Here is a 19,019-nt window from a genome sequence, read left to right as displayed (position 1 = left end):
ACCGACATTTTGAACAGGTAGTTAATCGGGCGTGAAATCGGCGATCGATCCCGGGGGTAGGCTACGGCAATTCGCGGCCTCGGCGCAGTCGCCGGCATGCAAGGTCTTGCTGATCATTAGCTGGCAGCCTTCGAGGCAATGCCCAATCGCGGCGCGGTGCGGATGGAATCGGAACCCACCGCGAACACGGGAAGGGGGCTGTCGTAGCCCTTGATCGGACGCGCGCCGAGCGATTGCACCGGGACGATGCCGCGCGCCGCCTCCGCCAGCACCGGATCGATCAGCACCTGGGCGTCGACCGCGGAGCCGCACAGCCGCGACGCCAGATTGATCACGCTGCCGATCGCCGTGTAGTCGGTGCGGCCCTCATAGCCGACGGTGCCGACGGTGGCCGGCCCCATCGCCGCGCCGACTCCGAAGCCGATCGCATGACCCTCGGCGCGCCAGCGCTGGATCAGCGCCTGCACCGCCGTCTGCATCTCGATCGCCAACCGCAACCCGCGGATCGCCGGCTCGTCGCACTCCACCGGCGCGTTCACCAGCACCATCAGCCCGTCGCCGGCAAAGCCGGTCAGGGTGGCCTCATGGCGGGTGATCACCGCGCCGAGCGCCTCGTAATATTCGCCGAGCACCCGCATGATCGTCTCCGGCTCGGCATGCGCGGAAAACGCCGTGAAGCCGCGCAGATCGCCGAAAATCGCCACCACCTCGCGGCGCTGGCCGCCGAGCAGCGCCTGGTTCCCGGAATGTTCGAGCAGTTCGGCCACCTGCGGGGCGAGAAATCGCTTCAGCCGACTGATGCGTTCGGATTTCTCCTTCGACACCGCGAGTTCACCCGCCATCTCGTTGAAGCGGTTGGCCAGCTGTTCGAGTTCGTCGCCGCTTGAGATCGAGATCCGGTGCTCGAACTGCCCGGCGCCGACTCGCGTCACGCCGTCCTCGAGCTGCCGGATCGGCCCGGACATCCGGTTCGCCAGCCAATATGCCAGCGCCAGCGCGAATAGCGCGCCGACCGCGATCAGCGCCAGCGCGCGCCACAGCGCCGCGCGGATCGGCGCGAACGCCTCGGCCACCGGCTGTTGCGCGATCACGGTCCAGCCGACACCGGCCGCCGGCGCCGAGATCGCGATCACCGATTGGCCGTCGGCGGCGCTGGTCACCACCGCCTTGCCATTCGCCGCGGCGACCGCCGAACGCAGCCGGGCGAACGCCTCGGAGGCGGCCACGCCGCGCAGTACCAGGCTGATATCGGGATGCGCGATCAGCCGGCCGGAATCGTCGATCACGAAGGCGAGGCCGGAGTCGCCGATCTTGATCGCGGCGATCACGTCCCAGATCAGCTTGAGGTTGATGTCGGCCACCGCGACCCCCGCGGCGGCGCGATTGCCGGCTACCGCGATGGTCATATAGGGCTCGGAATCCCGCTCATAACGCACCGGTCCGATCCAGACTTTGGCGGCGCGGGCGCCGAGAAACGCGGGGTCTGCGGACAGGTCGGCGCCACGGCCGAGCCGATTCAGCCCGAGCCGCGAGATGTAGGCGCGCTCGACGCCGCGCTCGTCGATCAGCGTGATCGCGGAAATCGCCGGCACCTGGCGCAACAGCCGCAGCGCGTCGATCCGGTGCCGCTCGTCGTCGCCGTCGGTCCACGGCAGCTGTACCACCCAGCCGAGCTGATCGCGGATGCCGTCGATGAAGGTCTGGATCCGGCCGGCGGCGGCGCGCGATTCCGCGCGCAGCAATTCGCCCAGCGTCTCGCGCTGGTCGCGGTAGCCGAACCAGGTCTCGCTGGCCGCGCCGAGCAGCAGCGGCAGCACCACCGCGACGAACAGCGTGACGAAGTATTTGACGAACAGCGAGCGCCGCGGCCGGCGCGGCGGCACCGCCGGGTCCTCGCTCACCGGATCGTCTCCATGCGCGCCGCATCCGGACACGCCGACGACGTTGCCCGGACGGACGCGGCGAATGGCCCGATCGGGGCGCGCCATCTCATGATTGATTTTCTCGTCGAAAGAGTGAGAGATTTCGGCTGCACGGGACGAAAGTTCGGCGCTCCGTGCGGCGATGTCAACTCGATCTGCGGCGGCGGGGGGATCGGATGCAGCGGCGGGAATTTCTGGCCGGCACATCGGCGGTTGCGGCCTTGTTGCTCATCCAGCCGGCCGCCGCGCCGGCCCAGCCGGCGGGCAAGATCCCGCGGCTGGCGATCTTCAGCCTGTCGGAGCCGTCGTCGCTGATGACCGAGCAGAGCGAGAACCGCTACTACCGGGCGCTGTTCGCCGAGCTGCGGCGGCTGGGCCGGGTCGAAGGACAGACCCTCGCGGTCGAGCGCTACGGCCGCGAGCGCAACGTCGCCGGCGCCGCGGCGCTGGTGGCGGAGGTGGTGCGCAGCAATCCGGACGTGGTCTATGTGGTCGGCGCGGGAACGCAGTTCTTCAAGGCGCAGACCGCGACGATTCCGATCGTCGGCCTGACCGGCGATCCGATCGCGATCGGCCTGGTGCAGAGCCTGGCGCGGCCCGGCGGCAACATCACCGGCGTCAGCGTCGATACCGGTCCGGGGATTCACGGCAAGCGGATCGAATTGCTGCGGGAAATCTTTCCCGGTCTCGGCAAGCTCGCCTTCATCACCGCCCGGCTGGTGTGGGAGGCCGTCCAGGGTGCGGCGATGCGGGCGGCGGCCGGCGCCGCCGGCGTGCCGCTGGCCGAGGTGCTGTTCGAATTTCCGGTCAGCGAAGCCGTGTTCGCGGCCGCGATCGAGCAGGCCGTCAGCAGCGGCGCCAATGCCATCATGGTCGCCGATCTTCCGGATGCGCTGGCGCACCGCGAATTGATCGTGAAACGGATCGCCACGACCGGGTTGCCGGCGATGTACGCGTTCACCGAGTCGGTCGAAGTGGGCGGGCTGATCGCCTATTCGTTCGACCTCGCCGGATTGAACAAGCGCGTCGCCGCCGACATCGACGCCATTTTGCGCGGCGTCAGCCCGGGGGAAATTCCGTATTTCCAGAATACCAAGTTCGAATTGTCGGTAAATGTGAAGACCGCGAAGGCGCTCGGCCTGACGGTGCCGGCGACGCTATTGGCCAGCGCCGACAATGTGATCGAGTGAGACAAACAAGGTCAGCGTCCTTTCAGGCATCGCGACCTGACCAGCGCCGCGATCACTCGATCACCTCGCTGGCGAAATCGAGCACGGCCGGAGGCAAGGTGAGGCCCAGCTGTTTCGCGGTCTTGAGATTGATCACCAGATCGAATTTGGTCGGCAGGAAGAACGGGATGTCGCCGGCGTTGACGCCCTTGAAAATCTGCGCGACGTCGCTCGCCAGGCGCTTGGCGAGTTCGGCGAGGTCGGGCGCGTAGGCCATCAGCCCTCCCGCTTCGGCATAGTCGCGGTAGGGATACATCGCCGGAAGCCGGTGCTGCGCGGCCAAGGCGACGATCAGCGTCCGCTGCGCCAGGAAGCTGCCGGTTTCGGACACCAGCACGGCGTCGACCTTTTGCTCGGCCATCTCGGCGAAAGTCGCGCGCAGTTGGGCTTCGTTGACATCGGTGATGATCTTCACGCCCGGCGTGATTCCCGAACGCTGCTGCTCGGCGCTCGACCCGAACAGCGACGCGACGTTCGACGCCGCCGGCACCGCTTCTCGCAAGATCTGCAAGCGCTTCGACCCCATGGCGCCGCCGGCGCCGATGCTGGCGCCGGTCAGATTACCGCCCGGGCGGGCGAGGTTTGAAATCAGACCGTCCGAAACGGGATCGCCGGTCAGGCCGACGATCGGAATCGTGGCGGTCGCCTTCATGATGGCCTTCACAAGGGCGTTGAAGTTCGAGACGATGACGTCGGGATTGGAGCTCACCACCGCCGCGGCGACGCTGGCGAAGCGATCGGAGTGCCCCTCGGCGGAATAGCGCTCGACGGTGAGATTGGCGCCCTCGGCGTAACCGAGGACGCGTAGCTCCGCATACAACCGCCTTATCCAGAATGGACCATCCTGCTGGGTGAGCTTGTCGGCCGGGATGCCGGAATGAATCAGCGCGATGCGGCGGGGCTTGCCGAGTTGCTGCGCACGCGCCGCATAAGGCCACGAAACGGCGCCACCGACGAGAGCCAAAAATCCACGCCGGTCCATGTTCGCCCCCATATATGCAACTTAACGCGATAGCTGTGGCGGCGGATGCATCCGCGGTGGTCTGGTCACTCGATCACCTCGTCGGCAAGCGCCAGCAGGGTCGGGGACACGGTGATGCCGAGCGCTTTGGCGGTCTTCAGGTTGATGACCAGGGTGAATTTACTGGCCTGCTCGACCGGCAGATCGCCGGGTTTGGTGCCCCTCAGGATTTTCGCCACGTAGGTGCCGGCATGGCGAAAGCCGTCAAGCGTGTCGCTCGCATAGGACATCAAGAGACCGGCTCGCCCGAATTCCGGATAGACACCGACGCAAGGCTTTCCCGACGCCGCGACCAGCGACATCACGCGCGCCATGTTGTTGAACAGCAGCGGCTCGCCCGAAATATATAAGGCGCTCACTGCGTCGCGCACGCCGTCCGCGAAGGCGCCTTCCAGATCATCGAGAGTGTTGATCGGATATTCCGTCACCTCGAAGCCGAGCTGACTGGACACCTTGTTTAGCGCAATCATCTCCGCCTTGTACAAGATACCCTTGGGGCCGATCATCCCGAGCCTCGTCAGGCCGGGCACAAGCTCCTTGAGGTAGTCCATGCGCTTTTCGGTAAGGCCTTCCTCGCTTCCCATCGCGTTGGTTACGTTTCCGGTGATCATACCTCCGGGCCTTACATAGCTTTGCGCATAGCCGTAGGCGATTGGGTCCACGGAAATCGAGGTAAACACCAGCGGGATGTCCGGAAGCTCGGTGCGCACCGTGCGGGCTGCCGTCGACGAGGCGACGATCACCCGCGGTTTGAGCGCGCCCAGTTCCCTGGCGAGCGATGGCAGCCGATCCAGATCGCCATCTGCAAAGCGCATCGCAAGTGAGTAGTTCGTCCCTTCGACGAAGCCCGCTTCTTTCAGGCCCGCGCGCAACGCCGCCAGAGCATCGTTGGCGGGCTCCTGCTTGCGCGGCACCAAGAGCCCGACCAACGGCAATTCAGGGTTGGGCTGGGCATGTCCCGGACGCGCCACGCTCAGCGCCGCCATGCCCGCCAGCCCGAGGAAATCACGTCGTTGCATGGTTAGTCCTGTGGTTGCCCGAATGATAAGCGGGCTTTGGAGCCGTCCACGCCGCCGCCCAAAGCGCGCCGACGGTCTGGCATCGATCAGACAGTGCGCCCTGAGTGTCAGCGCCATCGTCTTGCGACCCGCCAGACGTAACACTTCTTTGTCGCACGAGGAAATATGCATTCAGTGGGATAACCCATCCTGACGGGAATCCCGGCACAGCCCGAACGGCCTGAGTCGGGCGTCTCGAACGGTGATGAGGCGTCCCGCCTCATGGTTCGAGACGCGCGCCAAGAAGCGCACTCCTCACCATGAGGCCCTTCTGTGCCCGCCTGGTCTGCGCGGGTCGGCCATGGCAAGTATCGAAATCGCAATTGTTGCGCACCGGGATGACCAATAGACGGGCACAGCCCTGCGCGCATGCCGTAGGGCCCTGTCTTGCCGGCCACGCTGCTGGCCAGCGCCGACAATGTGATCAAGTGAGGCGAGCCGCCGCCGCCAATGCCGGACCCAGCCAGATGCGTTCTATTCGATGACCTGATCGGCGAAGGTGAGCAGCATCGGCGGTACGTCGAGGCCGATTGCCTTTGCTGCCTTGAGGTTTATTGCCAGCGTATATTTGGTTGGCGCCTGTACGGGGAGATCCTTCGGAGACGCGCCTTTCAGGATTCGATCAATGTAACCGATGGGCTGGCGTATCAGTTGGTCAAGTTCAAAAGTGTAGGAAAGCAACGCCCCACGTTCGAACGCACCGACCAGGGGATTGACCGCCGGCAGTCGAAATCGCGCGCACTGGGCAATGATCTGATCCCGATGTGCATTGGTAAACGGCTCCGGTATAACGATCAGACCGCCATGCGGCTCCTGACTGAGGGATGACAGTGCGGCTTCAACTTCGCTGTCGTTACGGCAGTATGTCTCGATCACTTGCACGTTTCCGGCCGCGGCTCTGGCCGACGCCAGCAGGGGCGGCGCATAGGGCGCGGTATCCGGATTGCAGAGGACGCCGACATGGGTGACGTCGGGCACAAGCTCCCGAAGGTATTGCATCCACTTGCCGCCGATTGAGAGGTCCCAGACCACAAAGCCGGTGACATTGCCGCCGGGGCGTCCGAGGCTTTCGACCAGGCCGAAGCCGACCGGATCGGCAACTTGCGTGAAGACGATCGGAATGGTCTTGGTTTCCCGGCGGACCGCCAGTGTCGCCGGCAATCCCTGTGCGTAGATGACGTCCGGCTGCAGCGCGATAAGCTCAGCGGCGGACGTATTGGTTTTCGTGAGATCGGCGAGGGGGCCGCCAAATCGATAGTCGATATCGATGTTGTCGCTCTCGATCCATCCGGCCCGCAACATCGCGTCGCGGAATGGCCGGAGGAATCCGTCGGCAACCGGATCGCTTGCGCTCGCCGCCAATCCGACAAGCACGCCCATCCGGCGCTTTTTCTCCGGATGCTGCGCGCGCGCCGCGAATGGCAACGCCGCCGCTCCGCCGACCAGCGTGATGAACTCACGTCGCTTCATGGCCAAATGCACCCAGCTTCCGGTAAGCCCGACCGTATGCAATTTTTCTACTCAGGTTCCAAGCGACCGTTGTCCCGTTCGGGTCAAAAGCGCCGTCTGGGCTGCGCGCCGGTCACCGACCGGTCGCCCAACTCTGGACATGTCCCAGCATTACCGAACGGATGCTTTGTGCCAACTGATTTGCGCACTACAGCAATGACTGGCGTTAGTCGATCACCTCGTCGGCGCGAGCAAGCAGCGCTGGTGGCACAGTGAGGTCAAGTGCGTTGGCAGTCCTGAGATTGATGATAAGCTCGAATTTTGTCGGTTGGTAGAAAGGAATTTCCGCCGTATTCTTACCTTTCAGGACCTCGGCGATCTGGTTGGCGACACGGCGATAAATGTCCAAGAGATCTGCTGAGTACGACATCAATCCGCCAAGCTCGACGTGTTCGCGAAACGGATAGATTGTCGGGATCCGGTACTTAGCCGCCAATTCGACGAGCAACCGGCGATACGTGAAGTGCTCGGGCTGATCGGCAACCACAAGCGCGTCAACCCGGTCGCGTTCCATCGCATGGAAGGCGCGTTGATACGCAGCCTCAGTAATTTCTTCGTCCAGACGGGCAATCGCGAACGAAATGCCGAGCTGCCTCGCCGCCTCCCGGATCGCAGCGCCGCCCGTTCCGTCCCAGGACGATTGCGACCCAAGGAGCCGCGCATTCGACGATTTTGGGGTTGCCTCAACGAGAAATTCAACACGCTTGCCATGAAGCGCCGATCCGGCATCGACGGTAACGCCGGTGATGTTACCACCCGGCCGGGCCAGGCTTTTCACAAGCCCTCCGGTGACAGGATCGCCGGTGATTGCAACGATAGGAATCATCGATGTCGCCATCTTGAAGCCCAGTGCCAAAACAGTGGACACCGGAAAGATCAGGTCGGGAGACGTGCTGACGACGTCGCGGACGAGGCCGGCATAGCGTTCAGTTCGCCCTCCGCCGGAATATCGCTCCACGACGAGGTTTTGCCCCTCAATATATCCAACACGGACCAGTTCCTCAAAAAACGCCTGATAAATCCGACTACCAGTAATGCTCATATCACCGACGGCAGTCGCCGGGCTAACGATTGCGACGCGTTTCATCTGTCCGGTTCGTTGCGCGCGCACAGCGAGTGGCCAAGCTGCTGCAACGGCAACCCCTGCGATGAAATTTCGTCGCCTCATTCGTGCTCCCGTCTAATGTACTCAATCAGAGCGTATGCAATCGTCGGCAAAGCTCCAGCATAGGAAATTTCGGATACCGGTTCCATAACGACTTGAATCGAGCGCTGCAAATAACTGACGCTTTGTGCCAAAGCGCAACTACGCTTTCAGTTCGCTCAATCAGCTCTTCGGCTTGGGTGAGCAATGCCGCAGGCAGCTCCAGACCGAGCGCTCTTGCAGATTTGATATTGATGACCAGATCAAACCTCGTAGCTTGCCGTGTCGCCTCTGCCGGAAAATCGCTGGACGGTGATATTGCGTCCCTCGAGATAGCCAAGCTTTCGCAGCTCTCTGAACAGTGCTGGATAAGCAGGATTGCCGCCAGTTTCATTCATCTCTTGGACCGAAACCGATGCTGTGACCAAGGCAATTCGATACACCTTGTCGGGCTCCGCCGCCCGAACAGCACCAGTGGCCGTCGTAGCAAGCAGCCCGGCGATCAGCTCGCTCCGATTCATCCACTGACCTCGTTGGCGTGCGCCTCAGATTGGCGTCAGAAAGACGTCGTGACCATCGTTGACCACCGGTCGGATGTCAAAATCTGATGTCGGAACGCCAGCGGTCGTACCGGAAATCGGGAATCGACCGGCTATTGTCTGCCCTCTCGGACATCTTGGGCCACGCCTGCGATGGCCTGATGGCTCAGCCCGACGCAGCTGCCGTGTCGGCGGCCTTCTCGGCCCTCTTCGCCTCGATCTGGCCGATCGCATCGACCACGGCGTCGAAGGTCAACAGCGTCGAGGCATGGCGGGCCTTGTAGTCGCGCACCGGCTCGAGCAGGGCGATCTCTTCCCATTTGCCGTCGGGTGGCGCGGCGTTCTCCTTCAGCATCCGCCGCACCGCCTCGCGCAGTTCGCGCAGTTCAGTCGCGGTCGAGCCGACCACGTGCCGCGCCATGATCGAGGAGGAGGCCTGGCCGAGCGCGCAGGCCTTCACCTCATGGGCGAAATCGGTAACCACCGGCCCGTCCATCTTGAGGTCCACCTTCACGGTCGACCCACAAAGTTTTGAATGCGCTGTGGCGGTGGCGTCCGGGTCCGGCAGCCGACCAAGCCGTTCGATATTACCGGCCAGTTCGATGATACGCCTGTTGTAGATGTCGTTGAGCATGGGACTCGCGGTTTTTGCGCCGATCCGGTCGGTCCGGTGCCGCCCTTGGCGGTTCCGGTTGGTGGTCTTATATAGGTGGGGTGCCGGGCGAAAGACAGCCCGGCCGGATGGTGCAGAGTAAGGGAGCGTCAGGCGACCGGTGGCCAATGGCTGCCCCGTCTGCCCGGTGACACTCCGGCCTCGCTGAGGCCGGTCGAACGGAGTGAAGATGGACGCAGTGATCAAGCCGCTTCGCGCGGGCAAGTCGCTAGAAGCCAAAGCTTCCGACGCCAAAGCCGCCGAGTTCCACCCTGCGGAGCTCGACCCGTCGGAATTCCTTGCAGCTGCCGTGCAACCGGACCAGCCGCGGCCGTCGCGCGCCGAGGCCGAGCAGGCGGTGCAGACGCTGCTGGCCTATATCGGCGAGAACGTCGAACGCGAGGGTCTGCTGGACACGCCGCGCCGCGTGATAGAAGCCTATGACGAATTGTTCCAGGGCTATCACCAGTGCCCGGCCGAGGTGCTGAACCGCACCTTCGGCGAGACCGCCGGCTATGACGATTTCGTGCTGGTCCGCGACATCAGCTTCACCTCGCATTGCGAACACCACGTGATGCCGTTCTACGGCAAGGCGCATATCGCCTATACGCCGGTCGAGCGGGTGGTGGGGCTGTCGAAGCTGGCGCGGCTGGTCGACATCTTCGGTCGCCGGCTGCAGACCCAGGAGCATCTCACCGCGCAGATCGCCGCCGCGGTCGACGAGGTGCTGAAGCCGCGCGGCGTCGCGGTGATGATCGAGGCCGAGCACACCTGCATGTCGGTGCGCGGCATCGGCAAGCAGGGCGCCACCACCTTCACCAGCCGCTACACCGGCATGTTCCGCGACAATCCGGCGGAGCAGGCGCGGTTCATGTCGATGATCCGAGGGCGCGGCTAGCCCTCGCCACAAATCGCGAGGGATTGGCCGTGTCCACGTCCGCGTCTTCACCACCGACCATCGACAACGTTGAGGAAGGCCTCGCGCTGCGTCCGAAATTCGACGCGGCCGGCCTCGTCACCTGCGTCGCCACCGACGCCATGAGCGGCGAGGTGCTGATGGTCGCGCATATGAACGCCGAGGCGCTGAAGAAGACCATCGACAGCGGCGAGGCCTGGTACTTCAGCCGCTCGCGTGCAAAATTGTGGCGCAAGGGCGAGAGCTCCGGCCAGGTCCAGCGCGTGGTCGAGATGCGGGTCGATTGCGATCAGGACGCAGTCTGGATCAGGGTCGAGCAGCATGGCGCGGCGTGTCACACCGGCCGTAAATCCTGCTTCTATCGCCGCATCGACCGCGATGGCGAAGGCCAGGCGCTGCTGACTCCGGTCGACGCCGAGCGGCTGTTCGATCCGGCCAAGGTATATCGCTGAAGCAGGTAGGGCGTGAGCGTCGTCACGCCGTTCACGCCAGCCGGTCGGCGATGTTCTTTTGCGATGCAATGGTGCCGTCGCCGTGGGGGTCGGCGATGGTGTCGATATAGTCCACCGCGGCCGAGCGCAGATTGCCGTCCTTCAGGCTCAGCACGCCGGACAGCGTCTGGATGTTGATCGAGCGGATATTGTACTGGGTCCAGGCCTGTTGTTGCTGCTTGCTGCCGGCGCTCGCGCCTTTGTCTTTGTTGTAGAGCTCGAGCGCGGTGTTGGCCGCCTTCAGCGCGCTCAGCCCGGCGACCGCCTTGAACTCCTTGGCAAGCTCGGGATCGTCGGCGAACAGCTTTTCGATCTTCTTTTTCCACGGCCCTTCGGTGGTGACGTTGCCGAATTTGTCGACCTGCAACCGGACGGCGTCGTCGAGATTGACGTTGAGGCCCTTGAATGCGTCAGTCAGCTTGCTGGCCAGCGCGTCGGAGCGCTTTTGCAGAATCTCGTCGAATGACAGCGTCAGGTCCGCGGTGGCGGCCTTGTCGGCGGCGGCCTTGGCGAGGATCGCCTTGGCGCGGTCGGACAATTCGACGCTGTCGGTCGGCTGGCCCGCCGGCGAATCCTTCGGCTTGGCGTCGGCGGATCCGCTCGAACCGGTGGCGATGCCGGCGAGCAGGGTGGTCACGGCTGGATTCGATGGATTGGCAGCGATCGCGGTCATGGCTACCTCCGTGGCCGAGCGATGGAATCAGCGCCGATGGCAACGCATAGAAACAAGCGAAAGTTAACGCCCTGGAAACGATGCGCGCCCGCGGCCACGCTCGGGTAGGGCGAATTCGTTAACGCCGGATTAACCATGATCGTCCAGGGTCGCGGAAACAGGGGCGCTGCTGTCGGCGCCTGGAGCGGCGATTTCGCCGGGAGCGGGGCTCCAAACCATGTCGGTCGACGCGTCGAGCACCTCATCGGCAACAGCGCTCGATTCGTCGCGGACGAAAATCGCCGGCGCGATCAAGCAGGCCGCGGGCTCGACCGGCGCCAGCTTCGAATATCTGCTGACCACCGCGAAGATGGAATCCAACTTCAATCCGTCCGCCAAGGCCTCGACTTCATCGGCGCGCGGGCTGTTTCAATTCATCGACCAGACCTGGCTCGGTACCGTCAAGGAAGCCGGCTCCGCGCTCGGCTACGGCCAGTATGCCGACGCGATCTCGAAATCATCCTCCGGCAGCTATTCGGTCAGCGATCCGACGGCGAAGGCCGAGATCATGAAGCTGCGCGACGATCCGGCCGCCGCCTCGGCGATGGCCGGCGTGCTGACCCAGTCCAACAGCTTCAAGCTGACCGGCAATATTGGGCGACGGCCGACCGACGCCGAACTCTATATGGCGCATTTCATGGGCGTCGGCGGGGCTTCGAAGCTGATCAACGCCGCGGTCGACACGCCGAACGCCTCCGCGGCGGCGCAGTTCCCCAGCGCCGCGGCGGCGAACCGGTCGATCTTCTACGATCGCAGCGGCGCCGCGCGCAGCGTCTCGGGGGTCTATGCCGAGCTGTCGTCGCGTTACGACGCCGCCGCGCAGTCGAAGGCGACGCAGACCGCGATGGCCTCGGTCGGCGGCGCGGCCGCCAGCGTGGCAGTGGCCTCCGCCGCGCCGATCGACAACGCCGCCTATCTGTCGAGCTTTCCCGATGTCCGCAACGTGACCGCGGCGAGCGCGTCGACCAATGCGGCGAACCCCGCGGCCGCGACCGCGCCGCCGCAATTCAGCACGCCGCGCACCGCGCCGCTGCAAACCGCGTCATTGCAGACCACGCCGCAAAGCGAGCCGATGTTCCGCACCCTGTTTCTCGGTGGCGACCGCGCCGAGCCGGTGTCGCCGGCGGTGCGCGACCTGTGGGTCAGCGGCAACGCCGCGACCTCCGCGACGTCGCTGCCGACCACGACGCCGACGGTGCGCCCGCCGACCACGCTCGACCTGTTCAGCGACCGCGCCGGCACCTTCAGCAGCTGACCTGCCGCGGGGGCGCCGGCTCAGCCGCGATTGTCAGGCGACCTCGACAGCAGCTGGCCGGTGCGTGCCTCGGCGCTGGCCAATGGCGGCCAGACCTGATTTCGCCCCTTGGTCTTGGCGGCATAAAGCGCGGCATCGGCCGCATCGATCAGCTCGCTGGCTGACAGCTCCCCGATGTGACAAGCGGCGACGCCGAGGCTAGCTGTGATCACGCCACCCAGGCTGGAGCCTTCGTTCGGGATTGCCGCGTCTTCGATGGCCTGGCGAATTCGCTCGGCAACATGCATGGCGTCGACCAGCTGTAGCCCCGGCAGCAAGAGCAGGAATTCCTCACCGCCGTAGCGAATGGCGCAATCGTCGGTGCCGCGCAAATTCGCGATCAGGATTGCGGCAATGCGTTTCAGGCAGAGATCCCCGGCGCCGTGCCCGTATCCGTCGTTGAGACGTTTGAAGTGGTCGACGTCGAGCATCACGATGGAAGCATAGGACGTCGCATGGTTCGGCGCTGCCCAGAGCTTTTGCAGCTCTTCGTCGAGATGGTGCCTGTTGGCCAAGCCTGTCAGCGTGTCGTGTCTCGCCGCAGCGTCTGCCTCGGCATGGCGCAGGCGATCCCTCAACGCATAGAGATAGGCCCGGCGCAGATCGCGCTCCATCGTGAAATTCGCAACCAGCGTGATGTAGGCGCAGATTGCAATTTGCACCAGGATCATGGCTGCGACTCCCCCCGGGAGGTAACTAACGGACAGCACCAGCGCGGTATGGCACAGCAGGATGATCGCCGTGACGATCCGGGCAAATCGAAACGCCAGACGATGCAGGGAGACGTTCGTATAGAGAATTGTGGGGATCACGACGTACTGATAGTGAGCTGCGCTGTCGCTGGTCGTGACCGCGAAGCCGGCATCGATCTGCAGAATGATGAGGACTGGCACGCTCGCGGCCAGAAACTCGCGCACGACCGGCCTTGGTCGTCTGGAGATCGCCCAGGCGACGATCAGCATCCAGGGCGTCACCACCGCGAAATGCAGCCACGACGCCAACCGCAGCGCGTCCGGCACCAGAAGCCAGTCAGCGATCAGAAAGAAATTATACAGCACCGCCGAGACCAGGATTCCGATGGTCAGGCGCCGGCATCGATTGGCGTTGGTATCTGCCTCGAACTGCCGCTCGATTTCAGCCGGAAAGGTGATCGCCCGCTTCCGCGGCAAGTCCATATATGCTTCGACGGTCACAAGGCTCAAAGGCGCGTACGACATTCGAACCTGCCCGCAATAAGTCTGTTGTGGGAAGAAACTACCATCGAAATGCTTTCAAACTAATTTCGCAAGAGCGGCAAAAACCTGCGCTGGACGGCCATAGTCGGTCGCGCGGCATTTGCGAGAGCGGGCTGGATCAGTTCGATGCAGCCGCGAGGGCGCGGACCGGCGATGCTTGCGAATTCGCCGTGATGTCGTCGCACATCAGGTCTGGTGACCGCGTCGCTGGCGCGCTCTGAGAAGCCCGACGCCATCCGTAGGGCGGTGAGCGCGTCTTGCAGGAGCATGTTCCGCCCGGCGACAAACCGCGACGCCCAGTGAATTCGGCGCAGGTAGTTCGCAGGTTCTGCCGGGGAGTTTTCCTCGTTAATGAAACGTCAACAAAGCCAACCAGTTATGGTGAACCCTTTGTTAAGCGTCGTGGTTTATTTTGTCTGACAGTGGCACCGCGTCACGGTGTCGATCTATGTTGCGTAAGCCGGCTAAACCATGATCGTTCGGCAGTTCATCAGTTGGATTCGAAACGCGCCCGCCAGCGAACGGGCGGAGGCCACGCGCTCGCTGGCGCGGGCCTGGCTGGTTTCCGATCTCACCGCGGACGATCGCGCCGCCGCCGAAGGCGCGCTGTTGATGCTGCTCGACGATGGCTCGCCGCTGGTGCGGCAGGCGATGGCCGAAGTGTTCGCACGCAGCTCATACGCCCCAGCAGCCATCATTCGTGCGCTGTCGACCGACCAGAATTCGGTGGCGCTGCCGGTGCTCGAACATTCCCCGCTGCTGGTCGACGCTGACCTGGTCGACATCGTCGCCACCGGCGATTGTGCCGCGCAATGCGCGATCGCGCGCCGCGCCACTCTGCCGGCTTCAGTTTGCGCGGCGATCGCCGAAGTCGGCTCGCCGTCCTCGGCGCTCGAACTGATTGAGAATCCGCACGCCGAATTGGCGCCGTTTTCTTGGGACCGCATCGTCGAGCGCCACGGCCATCTCGCCGCGATCCGCGAGTCGATGCTGGTGTTGGAAGATCTGCCCGCCGCAACGCGGCTGACGCTGATCGCCAAACTGTCCGACACGCTGGCGCAGTTTGTCGTGGCGCGGCGCTGGCTCAGCCCGGACCGCGCCGCGCGCGCGGTCGGCGAGGCGCTCGACCGCTCCACCGTCAACATCGCGGCGCGCTCGCGCGGCGACGACATGCGCGATCTGATGCGGCATCTGCGCGCCACCGAGCAATTGACCGCGGGGCTGATCCTGCGCGCGCTGCTGTCTGGCAATATGGAGCTGTTCGAACAGTCGCTGGTGGAATTGTCGGGGCTGCCGCTGGCGCGGGTCTCGGCGCTGCTGGACGATCGCGGCGGCGCAAGCCTGACCGCGCTGTTGTCGCGCGCCGGCCTGCCGGAGTCGACGCATCCGGCATTCCGCGCCGCGCTTGAGGCCGCGCACGAGATCGGTTTCATCGGCACCGTGAACGGCGCCGCGCGGCTGCGCCGCCGCATGGTCGAGCGGGTGCTGACGCGCTGCGAGACCAGCGCCGATACCGCCGGCCCGCTGCTGATCCTGCTGCGGCGCTTCGCCACCGAATCGGCGCGGGAAGAGGCCAGCCTGTTCTGCGACGAGCTGATGGCCGACGACGTCGTCTCGGCGAGGGACGATCTGATCGCGGCGTGAGCTGTTAGTTGCTTGCACGCAACTGAGTCTCCACCACGCGTCCAACCAATACCGTCGTCATTCCGGGGTCGCTCGCCTGACGGCTCGCGCCCCGGAATGACGATCGTGATGGTGTCCGCTTGGAGGGCCCGGCTATTCCACTGGCACGATGCTCGGCGCCAGGATCGCTTCGAGATGCTCGGGGCGGTCCTTGTTGACGGCGGCGAGATATTCGTCGGCGACCAACCGCAGCCGGCGGTTCAATTCGCGCTCGACGCCGGTGTTCTCGGTATTGGCGCGGGCGCGGACGATGGCGTGAATCGCCTTGACGTGGTTGGCGATCAGTTCCTCGGGCACGCGGGCGAGGTCGGGCGCGTGTTCGATCACCCGGCACAGGCTTTCGGCGGCGACGGCGGCGTAGGGGAAGCCGAAGGTGGCGGCGTCGCCCTTGATGTCGTGAGCGGCGCGGAACAGCTCGTCGCGCGCCGTGTCGCTCGCGCCGTCCTTGATGATCGCGGCGTGGGCGGCGCCGAGCCGCTCGCATTCGATCGCCATCCAGTTGCCGAATTCGCCGGACAGCGACGCCAGCGCCTGTTCGGCGCGCGCCACCGGATCGTCGAGATCCTTGTCGTTGACGATCCGGCGCAGCACCTTGCGCAGCGGATTGGGCTGGGTGATGACGTGATGGTCGGCGAAGCTCGCGACCTGAACGTCGGTTGGTTTTTTGGCCATGCTTGATAAGCGCCTTGTTCGCTATCCCGGGGTGCGGGCCTTGTCCAACAAAGAGGGGTTCTGAATCACTTCGGCTTCGCCGCCGTGGCGGCGTTCGGGGCCGATATAGCCGGTCGCCTGGTTGCGGCGGCGGTCCGGGCCGAAATAGTTCTTGGTCTTGATGAACGGCCGCGGGCTCGCCACCACGTTGAGCACGCGCTGATACAGCCCCTTGGCGGAGATCGGCTTGGCGAGGAATTCGGTGACGCCGGCGTCGCGCGCCAGCGTGACGCGGCGCTTTTCCGAATGCCCGGTCAGCATGATGATCGGCGCGTAGGGGTTGCCCTTGGATTCCGGCTGCCGGATCATCTGCGCCAGCTCGAGGCCGTCGAAGATCGGCATCGACCAATCGGTGATGACGATATCGGGCGCGTAGTGGGTGTACATCTCCAGCGCGGTGGCGCCGTCCTCGGCCTCGTAGACCTCGCGGGTGCCGAACGAATGCAGCAGCGTGCGCAGGATCCGGCGCATGTGCGGATTGTCGTCGCAGACCAGAAAGCGCAGCTTGTTGAAATCGATGCGGTACATGGCTCACTCGGCGCAAGTGGCGTCGGTATACGTCGCGTTAACCATATCCGGCCGGCGTTAACGAAGGGTTGCGAGTGGGGGCGGGGGGCGAGGGCGGTGGATACCAAACGCCGTCCTGGTTCCTCATCTGGATCCGTGCATCGTGCTCAATGCATTGATCCCGCGTCTGTTTTCGATTGCGCCTGGAGCCGCGTATTAGTAGCCGAACTGCTCGCGCAGGATCCGCTCTTCCAGGCTGTGGCCGGGGTCGAACAGCATTCGCATCGAGATCGACTTGTCGGACATCACCTCGACGCGGCGGACGTCGCGGGCCTCGTCGTGGTCGGCGACCGCCGCGACCGGGCGCTTGTCGCCCTCCAGCACCTCGATCACCACGAACGCGGTGTTGGGGAGCAGGGCGCCGCGCCAGCGCCGTGGCCGGAACGCGCTGATCGGCGTCAGCGCCAGCAAGGCGGCGTTGATCGGCAGGATCGGTCCCTGCGCCGAGAGATTGTAGGCGGTCGAGCCGGCCGGGGTCGCGACCATGATGCCGTCGGCGATCAGCTCGCTCATCCGCTCCTGCTCGTCGATGATGATGCGCAGCCGCGCCGCCTGATGGGTCTGGCGAAACAGCGAGACCTCGTTGATGGCGTGGTGGATATGCACTTTGCCGTGGACGTCGGTGGCGCGCATCAAGAGCGGATGAATCACGGTGTCGCGCGCCGCGGCGAGGCGGGCGCGCAGATCGACGGCGCTGAACTCGTTCATCAGGAAGCCGACGGTGCCGCGATGCATGCCGTAGATCGGTTTGCCGGTGCGCAGCTGCTGATGCAGCGTCTGCAGCATCAGACCGTCGCCGCCGAGCGCGACGATTACGTCGGACTCCGCGGGATCGTGATTGCCATACAGCTCCACCAGCTGCGTCAGCGCGGCCTGCGCCTCGGCGCCGGAACTCGCGACGAAGGCGATCCGGGTGTCCTTGCTGGCTTTGATCATGCAGGCTCTGCGGGTCGGCGCGGCTCGGCGCGAATGAAGCGGGTTTCGCCGCCGTCGTCTATACGACCTTTCTCGCCCTTGTCGAGCCTGCAGCTGCGCGATGGTCGTGCGCGCGATCGCCGCGCCGCAGCTGCATCCGGGGAGCATCAGCCGGCAAACGATCGGCGTCGCCAGCGGGCGGCGCCGATCGCGTTCGCAATGGCGATCAGTAGACGAGGCCGCTGCCGGGCGCCTTCTCGAGCGCCGACGCCAGCGATTTATATTCGTCGCAATTGGTGCCGCACAGCGCGGCAATGCGGCCCAGGTGATATTGCGCCTGGTCGCGGTTGCCCTGTTCGACCTGCCAAAGACCGTAATACTGCCAGGTCCTGACATGCGCCGGATCGGCCTTCAGCGCGCGCTCGTACCAGATCTGCGACACCTTGTAGTCGCCGAGCTTGCGATAGGAATAGCCGATCAGATTGGCGACGTCGGCGCGATCGTCGGCGCCGAGCGCCTTCAGCTGCGCGATCGCGCCCGCGTAGTCGCCGCGGTCGTAGATCGTCGCATAGGCGTTGCGATAACCCGCGAGAAAGGCCGGATCTTCAAGGCCGGAGCTCTTTTTCGGCGTCTTCTTGTCCTTGGTGGATTTGTCGTCCGAGGCCGGCGGCGTCGGCGACTCGCCGCCAGCGGCCTTCGCCGGCGAGAGCATCGGCGCGGCAACGACCGCCACCGAGAACATTGCAAGCGTCAGCAGCCTGAACACGGTCTTGCTCATGCGTTTCTCCCTTTTCGGTGGCGATGATCCTACACCATAGCCCTTCGATGGAAACACCGGGGCGTAAGGAACATTCCCCGCCGCTGGCCAAATTGCCGTGATGACGAAATCGTCATCACGCGGCGTTTGTGACCAAAGCTTCATACAGATGAACATTAGCCTCCGGTTCGCTTCAGGATCGGTTCAGCGCGCGATCGCTAGCGTGGCTGCATGATCGACAAGCCCGGCGAACCGTCCGGTCAACTTCGCGGTCGACGTGCCACCCACAAGCCCAACTGGAGACGACCATGATCAAGACAATTTCCGCCGCGCTGCTCGCCGTTTCGATGCTCGCCGCTCCCGCGATGGCCGCCGGCGCCGCGCGCACCGACACCGCGCCGGTGCTGAACGCCAACGCCAAGATGCATACGCCGCACGCCAGGATCCATGCGCAGCCGAAACTGCTAAAGAGCCACGCGCAGATCGTCCGGCCGCATCACAAGCATGTCCGCCATCATCGTCTCCACAACAAGATGAGCGCGCGCACCCAGCATCATGCCGCCAAGGCCACGATCAAGCACCTCGGCCAGCGCGGCTGATCCGCCGCTGCGCGGCCGCGCCGTTCCCCCCGGCCGTGCAGCGCCGAACCGCCCCGCGATCCATT

Annotated in this window: 19 protein-coding genes; 6 read left to right on the top strand and 13 right to left on the bottom strand. The window is 64.6% G+C overall.

The features are described 5' to 3' along the window. Window positions 1–116: 116 nt before the first annotated feature. Complete coding sequence (locus HXX15_RS21920) at window positions 117–1,901, bottom strand: cache domain-containing protein (protein ID WP_296518942.1); 1,785 nt, start codon at window positions 1,899–1,901, stop codon at window positions 117–119. Between the two features lie 242 nt (window positions 1,902–2,143). Between HXX15_RS21920 and HXX15_RS21915 the strand changes: the two genes are divergently transcribed. Beyond that, window positions 2,144–3,112, top strand: a complete 969-nt coding sequence (locus tag HXX15_RS21915; RefSeq protein ID WP_296518941.1) for an ABC transporter substrate-binding protein — start codon at window positions 2,144–2,146, stop codon at window positions 3,110–3,112. Between the two features lie 52 nt (window positions 3,113–3,164). Here HXX15_RS21915 and HXX15_RS21910 read toward each other — a convergent pair whose 3' ends face one another. From HXX15_RS21910 to HXX15_RS21885, 6 genes are all read right to left on the bottom strand, one after another. Further along, on the bottom strand, window positions 3,165–4,115 hold the full coding sequence (locus HXX15_RS21910) for an ABC transporter substrate-binding protein (protein WP_296518939.1): 951 nt from the start codon (window positions 4,113–4,115) through the stop codon (window positions 3,165–3,167). A gap of 83 nt (window positions 4,116–4,198) precedes the next feature. Then, the gene (locus HXX15_RS21905; protein ID WP_296518937.1) at window positions 4,199–5,191 is read right to left on the bottom strand and encodes an ABC transporter substrate-binding protein; all 993 of its coding nucleotides are present in this window, start codon (window positions 5,189–5,191) and stop codon (window positions 4,199–4,201) included. Between the two features lie 513 nt (window positions 5,192–5,704). Next, on the bottom strand, window positions 5,705–6,700 hold the full coding sequence (locus HXX15_RS21900; protein ID WP_296518935.1) for an ABC transporter substrate-binding protein: 996 nt from the start codon (window positions 6,698–6,700) through the stop codon (window positions 5,705–5,707). A gap of 205 nt (window positions 6,701–6,905) precedes the next feature. Continuing rightward, window positions 6,906–7,826: an ABC transporter substrate-binding protein gene (locus tag HXX15_RS21895; RefSeq protein WP_296518933.1), complete on the bottom strand. Its 921-nt coding sequence runs from the start codon at window positions 7,824–7,826 to the stop codon at window positions 6,906–6,908. 320 nt (window positions 7,827–8,146) lie between these two features. After that, window positions 8,147–8,404: a hypothetical protein gene (locus HXX15_RS21890; protein ID WP_296518931.1), complete on the bottom strand. Its 258-nt coding sequence runs from the start codon at window positions 8,402–8,404 to the stop codon at window positions 8,147–8,149. 184 nt (window positions 8,405–8,588) lie between these two features. Beyond that, window positions 8,589–9,056 (bottom strand): iron-sulfur cluster assembly scaffold protein, encoded by a 468-nt coding sequence (locus tag HXX15_RS21885; protein ID WP_296518929.1) that lies wholly within the window; start codon window positions 9,054–9,056, stop codon window positions 8,589–8,591. Window positions 9,057–9,264: 208 nt separating this feature from the next. On the opposite strand from HXX15_RS21885, the gene folE reads away from it, so the two are divergent. After that, window positions 9,265–9,972 carry a GTP cyclohydrolase I FolE gene (gene folE / locus HXX15_RS21880; protein ID WP_296518927.1) on the top strand — a complete coding sequence of 236 codons (708 nt, stop codon included), beginning with the start codon at window positions 9,265–9,267 and terminating at the stop codon, window positions 9,970–9,972. A gap of 29 nt (window positions 9,973–10,001) precedes the next feature. Next, on the top strand, window positions 10,002–10,442 hold the full coding sequence (hisI, locus tag HXX15_RS21875; RefSeq protein WP_296518924.1) for a phosphoribosyl-AMP cyclohydrolase: 441 nt from the start codon (window positions 10,002–10,004) through the stop codon (window positions 10,440–10,442). Between the two features lie 31 nt (window positions 10,443–10,473). Here hisI and HXX15_RS21870 read toward each other — a convergent pair whose 3' ends face one another. After that, window positions 10,474–11,154, bottom strand: coding sequence for a hypothetical protein (locus HXX15_RS21870; RefSeq protein WP_296518922.1), 681 nt, complete (start codon window positions 11,152–11,154; stop codon window positions 10,474–10,476). A gap of 217 nt (window positions 11,155–11,371) precedes the next feature. On the opposite strand from HXX15_RS21870, the gene HXX15_RS21865 reads away from it, so the two are divergent. Then, window positions 11,372–12,448, top strand: a complete 1,077-nt coding sequence (locus HXX15_RS21865) for a transglycosylase SLT domain-containing protein (protein WP_296518920.1) — start codon at window positions 11,372–11,374, stop codon at window positions 12,446–12,448. 20 nt (window positions 12,449–12,468) lie between these two features. On the opposite strand, the gene HXX15_RS21860 is transcribed toward HXX15_RS21865, so the two are convergent. Beyond that, window positions 12,469–13,704 carry a diguanylate cyclase gene (locus HXX15_RS21860; protein WP_296518918.1) on the bottom strand — a complete coding sequence of 412 codons (1,236 nt, stop codon included), beginning with the start codon at window positions 13,702–13,704 and terminating at the stop codon, window positions 12,469–12,471. A 489-nt stretch (window positions 13,705–14,193) separates the two neighbouring features. On the opposite strand from HXX15_RS21860, the gene HXX15_RS21855 reads away from it, so the two are divergent. Continuing rightward, a complete protein-coding gene (locus tag HXX15_RS21855; protein WP_296518916.1) occupies window positions 14,194–15,366 on the top strand; it encodes a DUF2336 domain-containing protein in 1,173 nt (390 codons plus the stop codon). A gap of 132 nt (window positions 15,367–15,498) precedes the next feature. Here HXX15_RS21855 and HXX15_RS21850 read toward each other — a convergent pair whose 3' ends face one another. The 4 genes from HXX15_RS21850 to HXX15_RS21835 all read right to left on the bottom strand — a co-directional run bounded on the left by HXX15_RS21850 (window position 15,499) and on the right by HXX15_RS21835 (window position 18,376). Next, window positions 15,499–16,077 (bottom strand): Hpt domain-containing protein, encoded by a 579-nt coding sequence (locus HXX15_RS21850; RefSeq protein ID WP_296518915.1) that lies wholly within the window; start codon window positions 16,075–16,077, stop codon window positions 15,499–15,501. 21 nt (window positions 16,078–16,098) lie between these two features. After that, on the bottom strand, window positions 16,099–16,644 hold the full coding sequence (locus HXX15_RS21845; RefSeq protein ID WP_296518914.1) for a response regulator: 546 nt from the start codon (window positions 16,642–16,644) through the stop codon (window positions 16,099–16,101). 195 nt (window positions 16,645–16,839) lie between these two features. Next, complete coding sequence (locus HXX15_RS21840; RefSeq protein ID WP_296518912.1) at window positions 16,840–17,619, bottom strand: NAD kinase; 780 nt, start codon at window positions 17,617–17,619, stop codon at window positions 16,840–16,842. Between the two features lie 205 nt (window positions 17,620–17,824). Then, the gene (locus tag HXX15_RS21835) at window positions 17,825–18,376 is read right to left on the bottom strand and encodes a tetratricopeptide repeat protein (protein ID WP_296518910.1); all 552 of its coding nucleotides are present in this window, start codon (window positions 18,374–18,376) and stop codon (window positions 17,825–17,827) included. 287 nt (window positions 18,377–18,663) lie between these two features. Here HXX15_RS21835 and HXX15_RS21830 point away from each other — a divergent pair, with 287 nt between their 5' ends. Further along, the gene (locus HXX15_RS21830) at window positions 18,664–18,954 is read left to right on the top strand and encodes a hypothetical protein (RefSeq protein ID WP_296518908.1); all 291 of its coding nucleotides are present in this window, start codon (window positions 18,664–18,666) and stop codon (window positions 18,952–18,954) included. The last annotated feature ends 65 nt before the right edge of the window (window positions 18,955–19,019 follow it).

Origin of the sequence: Rhodopseudomonas sp. (assembly GCF_013377015.1) — a bacterium.
Lineage (GTDB): Bacteria > Pseudomonadota > Alphaproteobacteria > Rhizobiales > Xanthobacteraceae > JARJEH01.
This window is presented reverse-complemented; position numbering and strand designations above follow the sequence as displayed.

What these genes read in the sequence shown, in the direction of transcription:
- HXX15_RS21835 (WP_296518910.1), bottom strand. Translation starts at nt 18,376, where the DNA reads ATGAGCAAGACCGTGTTCAGGCTGCTGACGCTTGCAATGTTCTCGGTG.
- HXX15_RS21905 (WP_296518937.1), bottom strand. Translation starts at nt 5,191, where the DNA reads ATGCAACGACGTGATTTCCTCGGGCTGGCGGGCATGGCGGCGCTGAGC.
- HXX15_RS21890 (WP_296518931.1), bottom strand. Translation starts at nt 8,404, where the DNA reads ATGAATCGGAGCGAGCTGATCGCCGGGCTGCTTGCTACGACGGCCACT.
- HXX15_RS21860 (WP_296518918.1), bottom strand. Translation starts at nt 13,704, where the DNA reads ATGTCGTACGCGCCTTTGAGCCTTGTGACCGTCGAAGCATATATGGAC.
- HXX15_RS21895 (WP_296518933.1), bottom strand. Translation starts at nt 7,826, where the DNA reads ATGAAACGCGTCGCAATCGTTAGCCCGGCGACTGCCGTCGGTGATATG.
- HXX15_RS21900 (WP_296518935.1), bottom strand. Translation starts at nt 6,700, where the DNA reads ATGAAGCGACGTGAGTTCATCACGCTGGTCGGCGGAGCGGCGGCGTTG.
- HXX15_RS21840 (WP_296518912.1), bottom strand. Translation starts at nt 17,619, where the DNA reads ATGATCAAAGCCAGCAAGGACACCCGGATCGCCTTCGTCGCGAGTTCC.
- HXX15_RS21850 (WP_296518915.1), bottom strand. Translation starts at nt 16,077, where the DNA reads ATGGCCAAAAAACCAACCGACGTTCAGGTCGCGAGCTTCGCCGACCAT.
- HXX15_RS21865 (WP_296518920.1), top strand. Translation starts at nt 11,372, where the DNA reads ATGTCGGTCGACGCGTCGAGCACCTCATCGGCAACAGCGCTCGATTCG.
- HXX15_RS21830 (WP_296518908.1), top strand. Translation starts at nt 18,664, where the DNA reads ATGATCAAGACAATTTCCGCCGCGCTGCTCGCCGTTTCGATGCTCGCC.
- HXX15_RS21870 (WP_296518922.1), bottom strand. Translation starts at nt 11,154, where the DNA reads ATGACCGCGATCGCTGCCAATCCATCGAATCCAGCCGTGACCACCCTG.
- folE (WP_296518927.1), top strand. Translation starts at nt 9,265, where the DNA reads ATGGACGCAGTGATCAAGCCGCTTCGCGCGGGCAAGTCGCTAGAAGCC.
- HXX15_RS21885 (WP_296518929.1), bottom strand. Translation starts at nt 9,056, where the DNA reads ATGCTCAACGACATCTACAACAGGCGTATCATCGAACTGGCCGGTAAT.
- HXX15_RS21845 (WP_296518914.1), bottom strand. Translation starts at nt 16,644, where the DNA reads ATGTACCGCATCGATTTCAACAAGCTGCGCTTTCTGGTCTGCGACGAC.
- HXX15_RS21855 (WP_296518916.1), top strand. Translation starts at nt 14,194, where the DNA reads ATGATCGTTCGGCAGTTCATCAGTTGGATTCGAAACGCGCCCGCCAGC.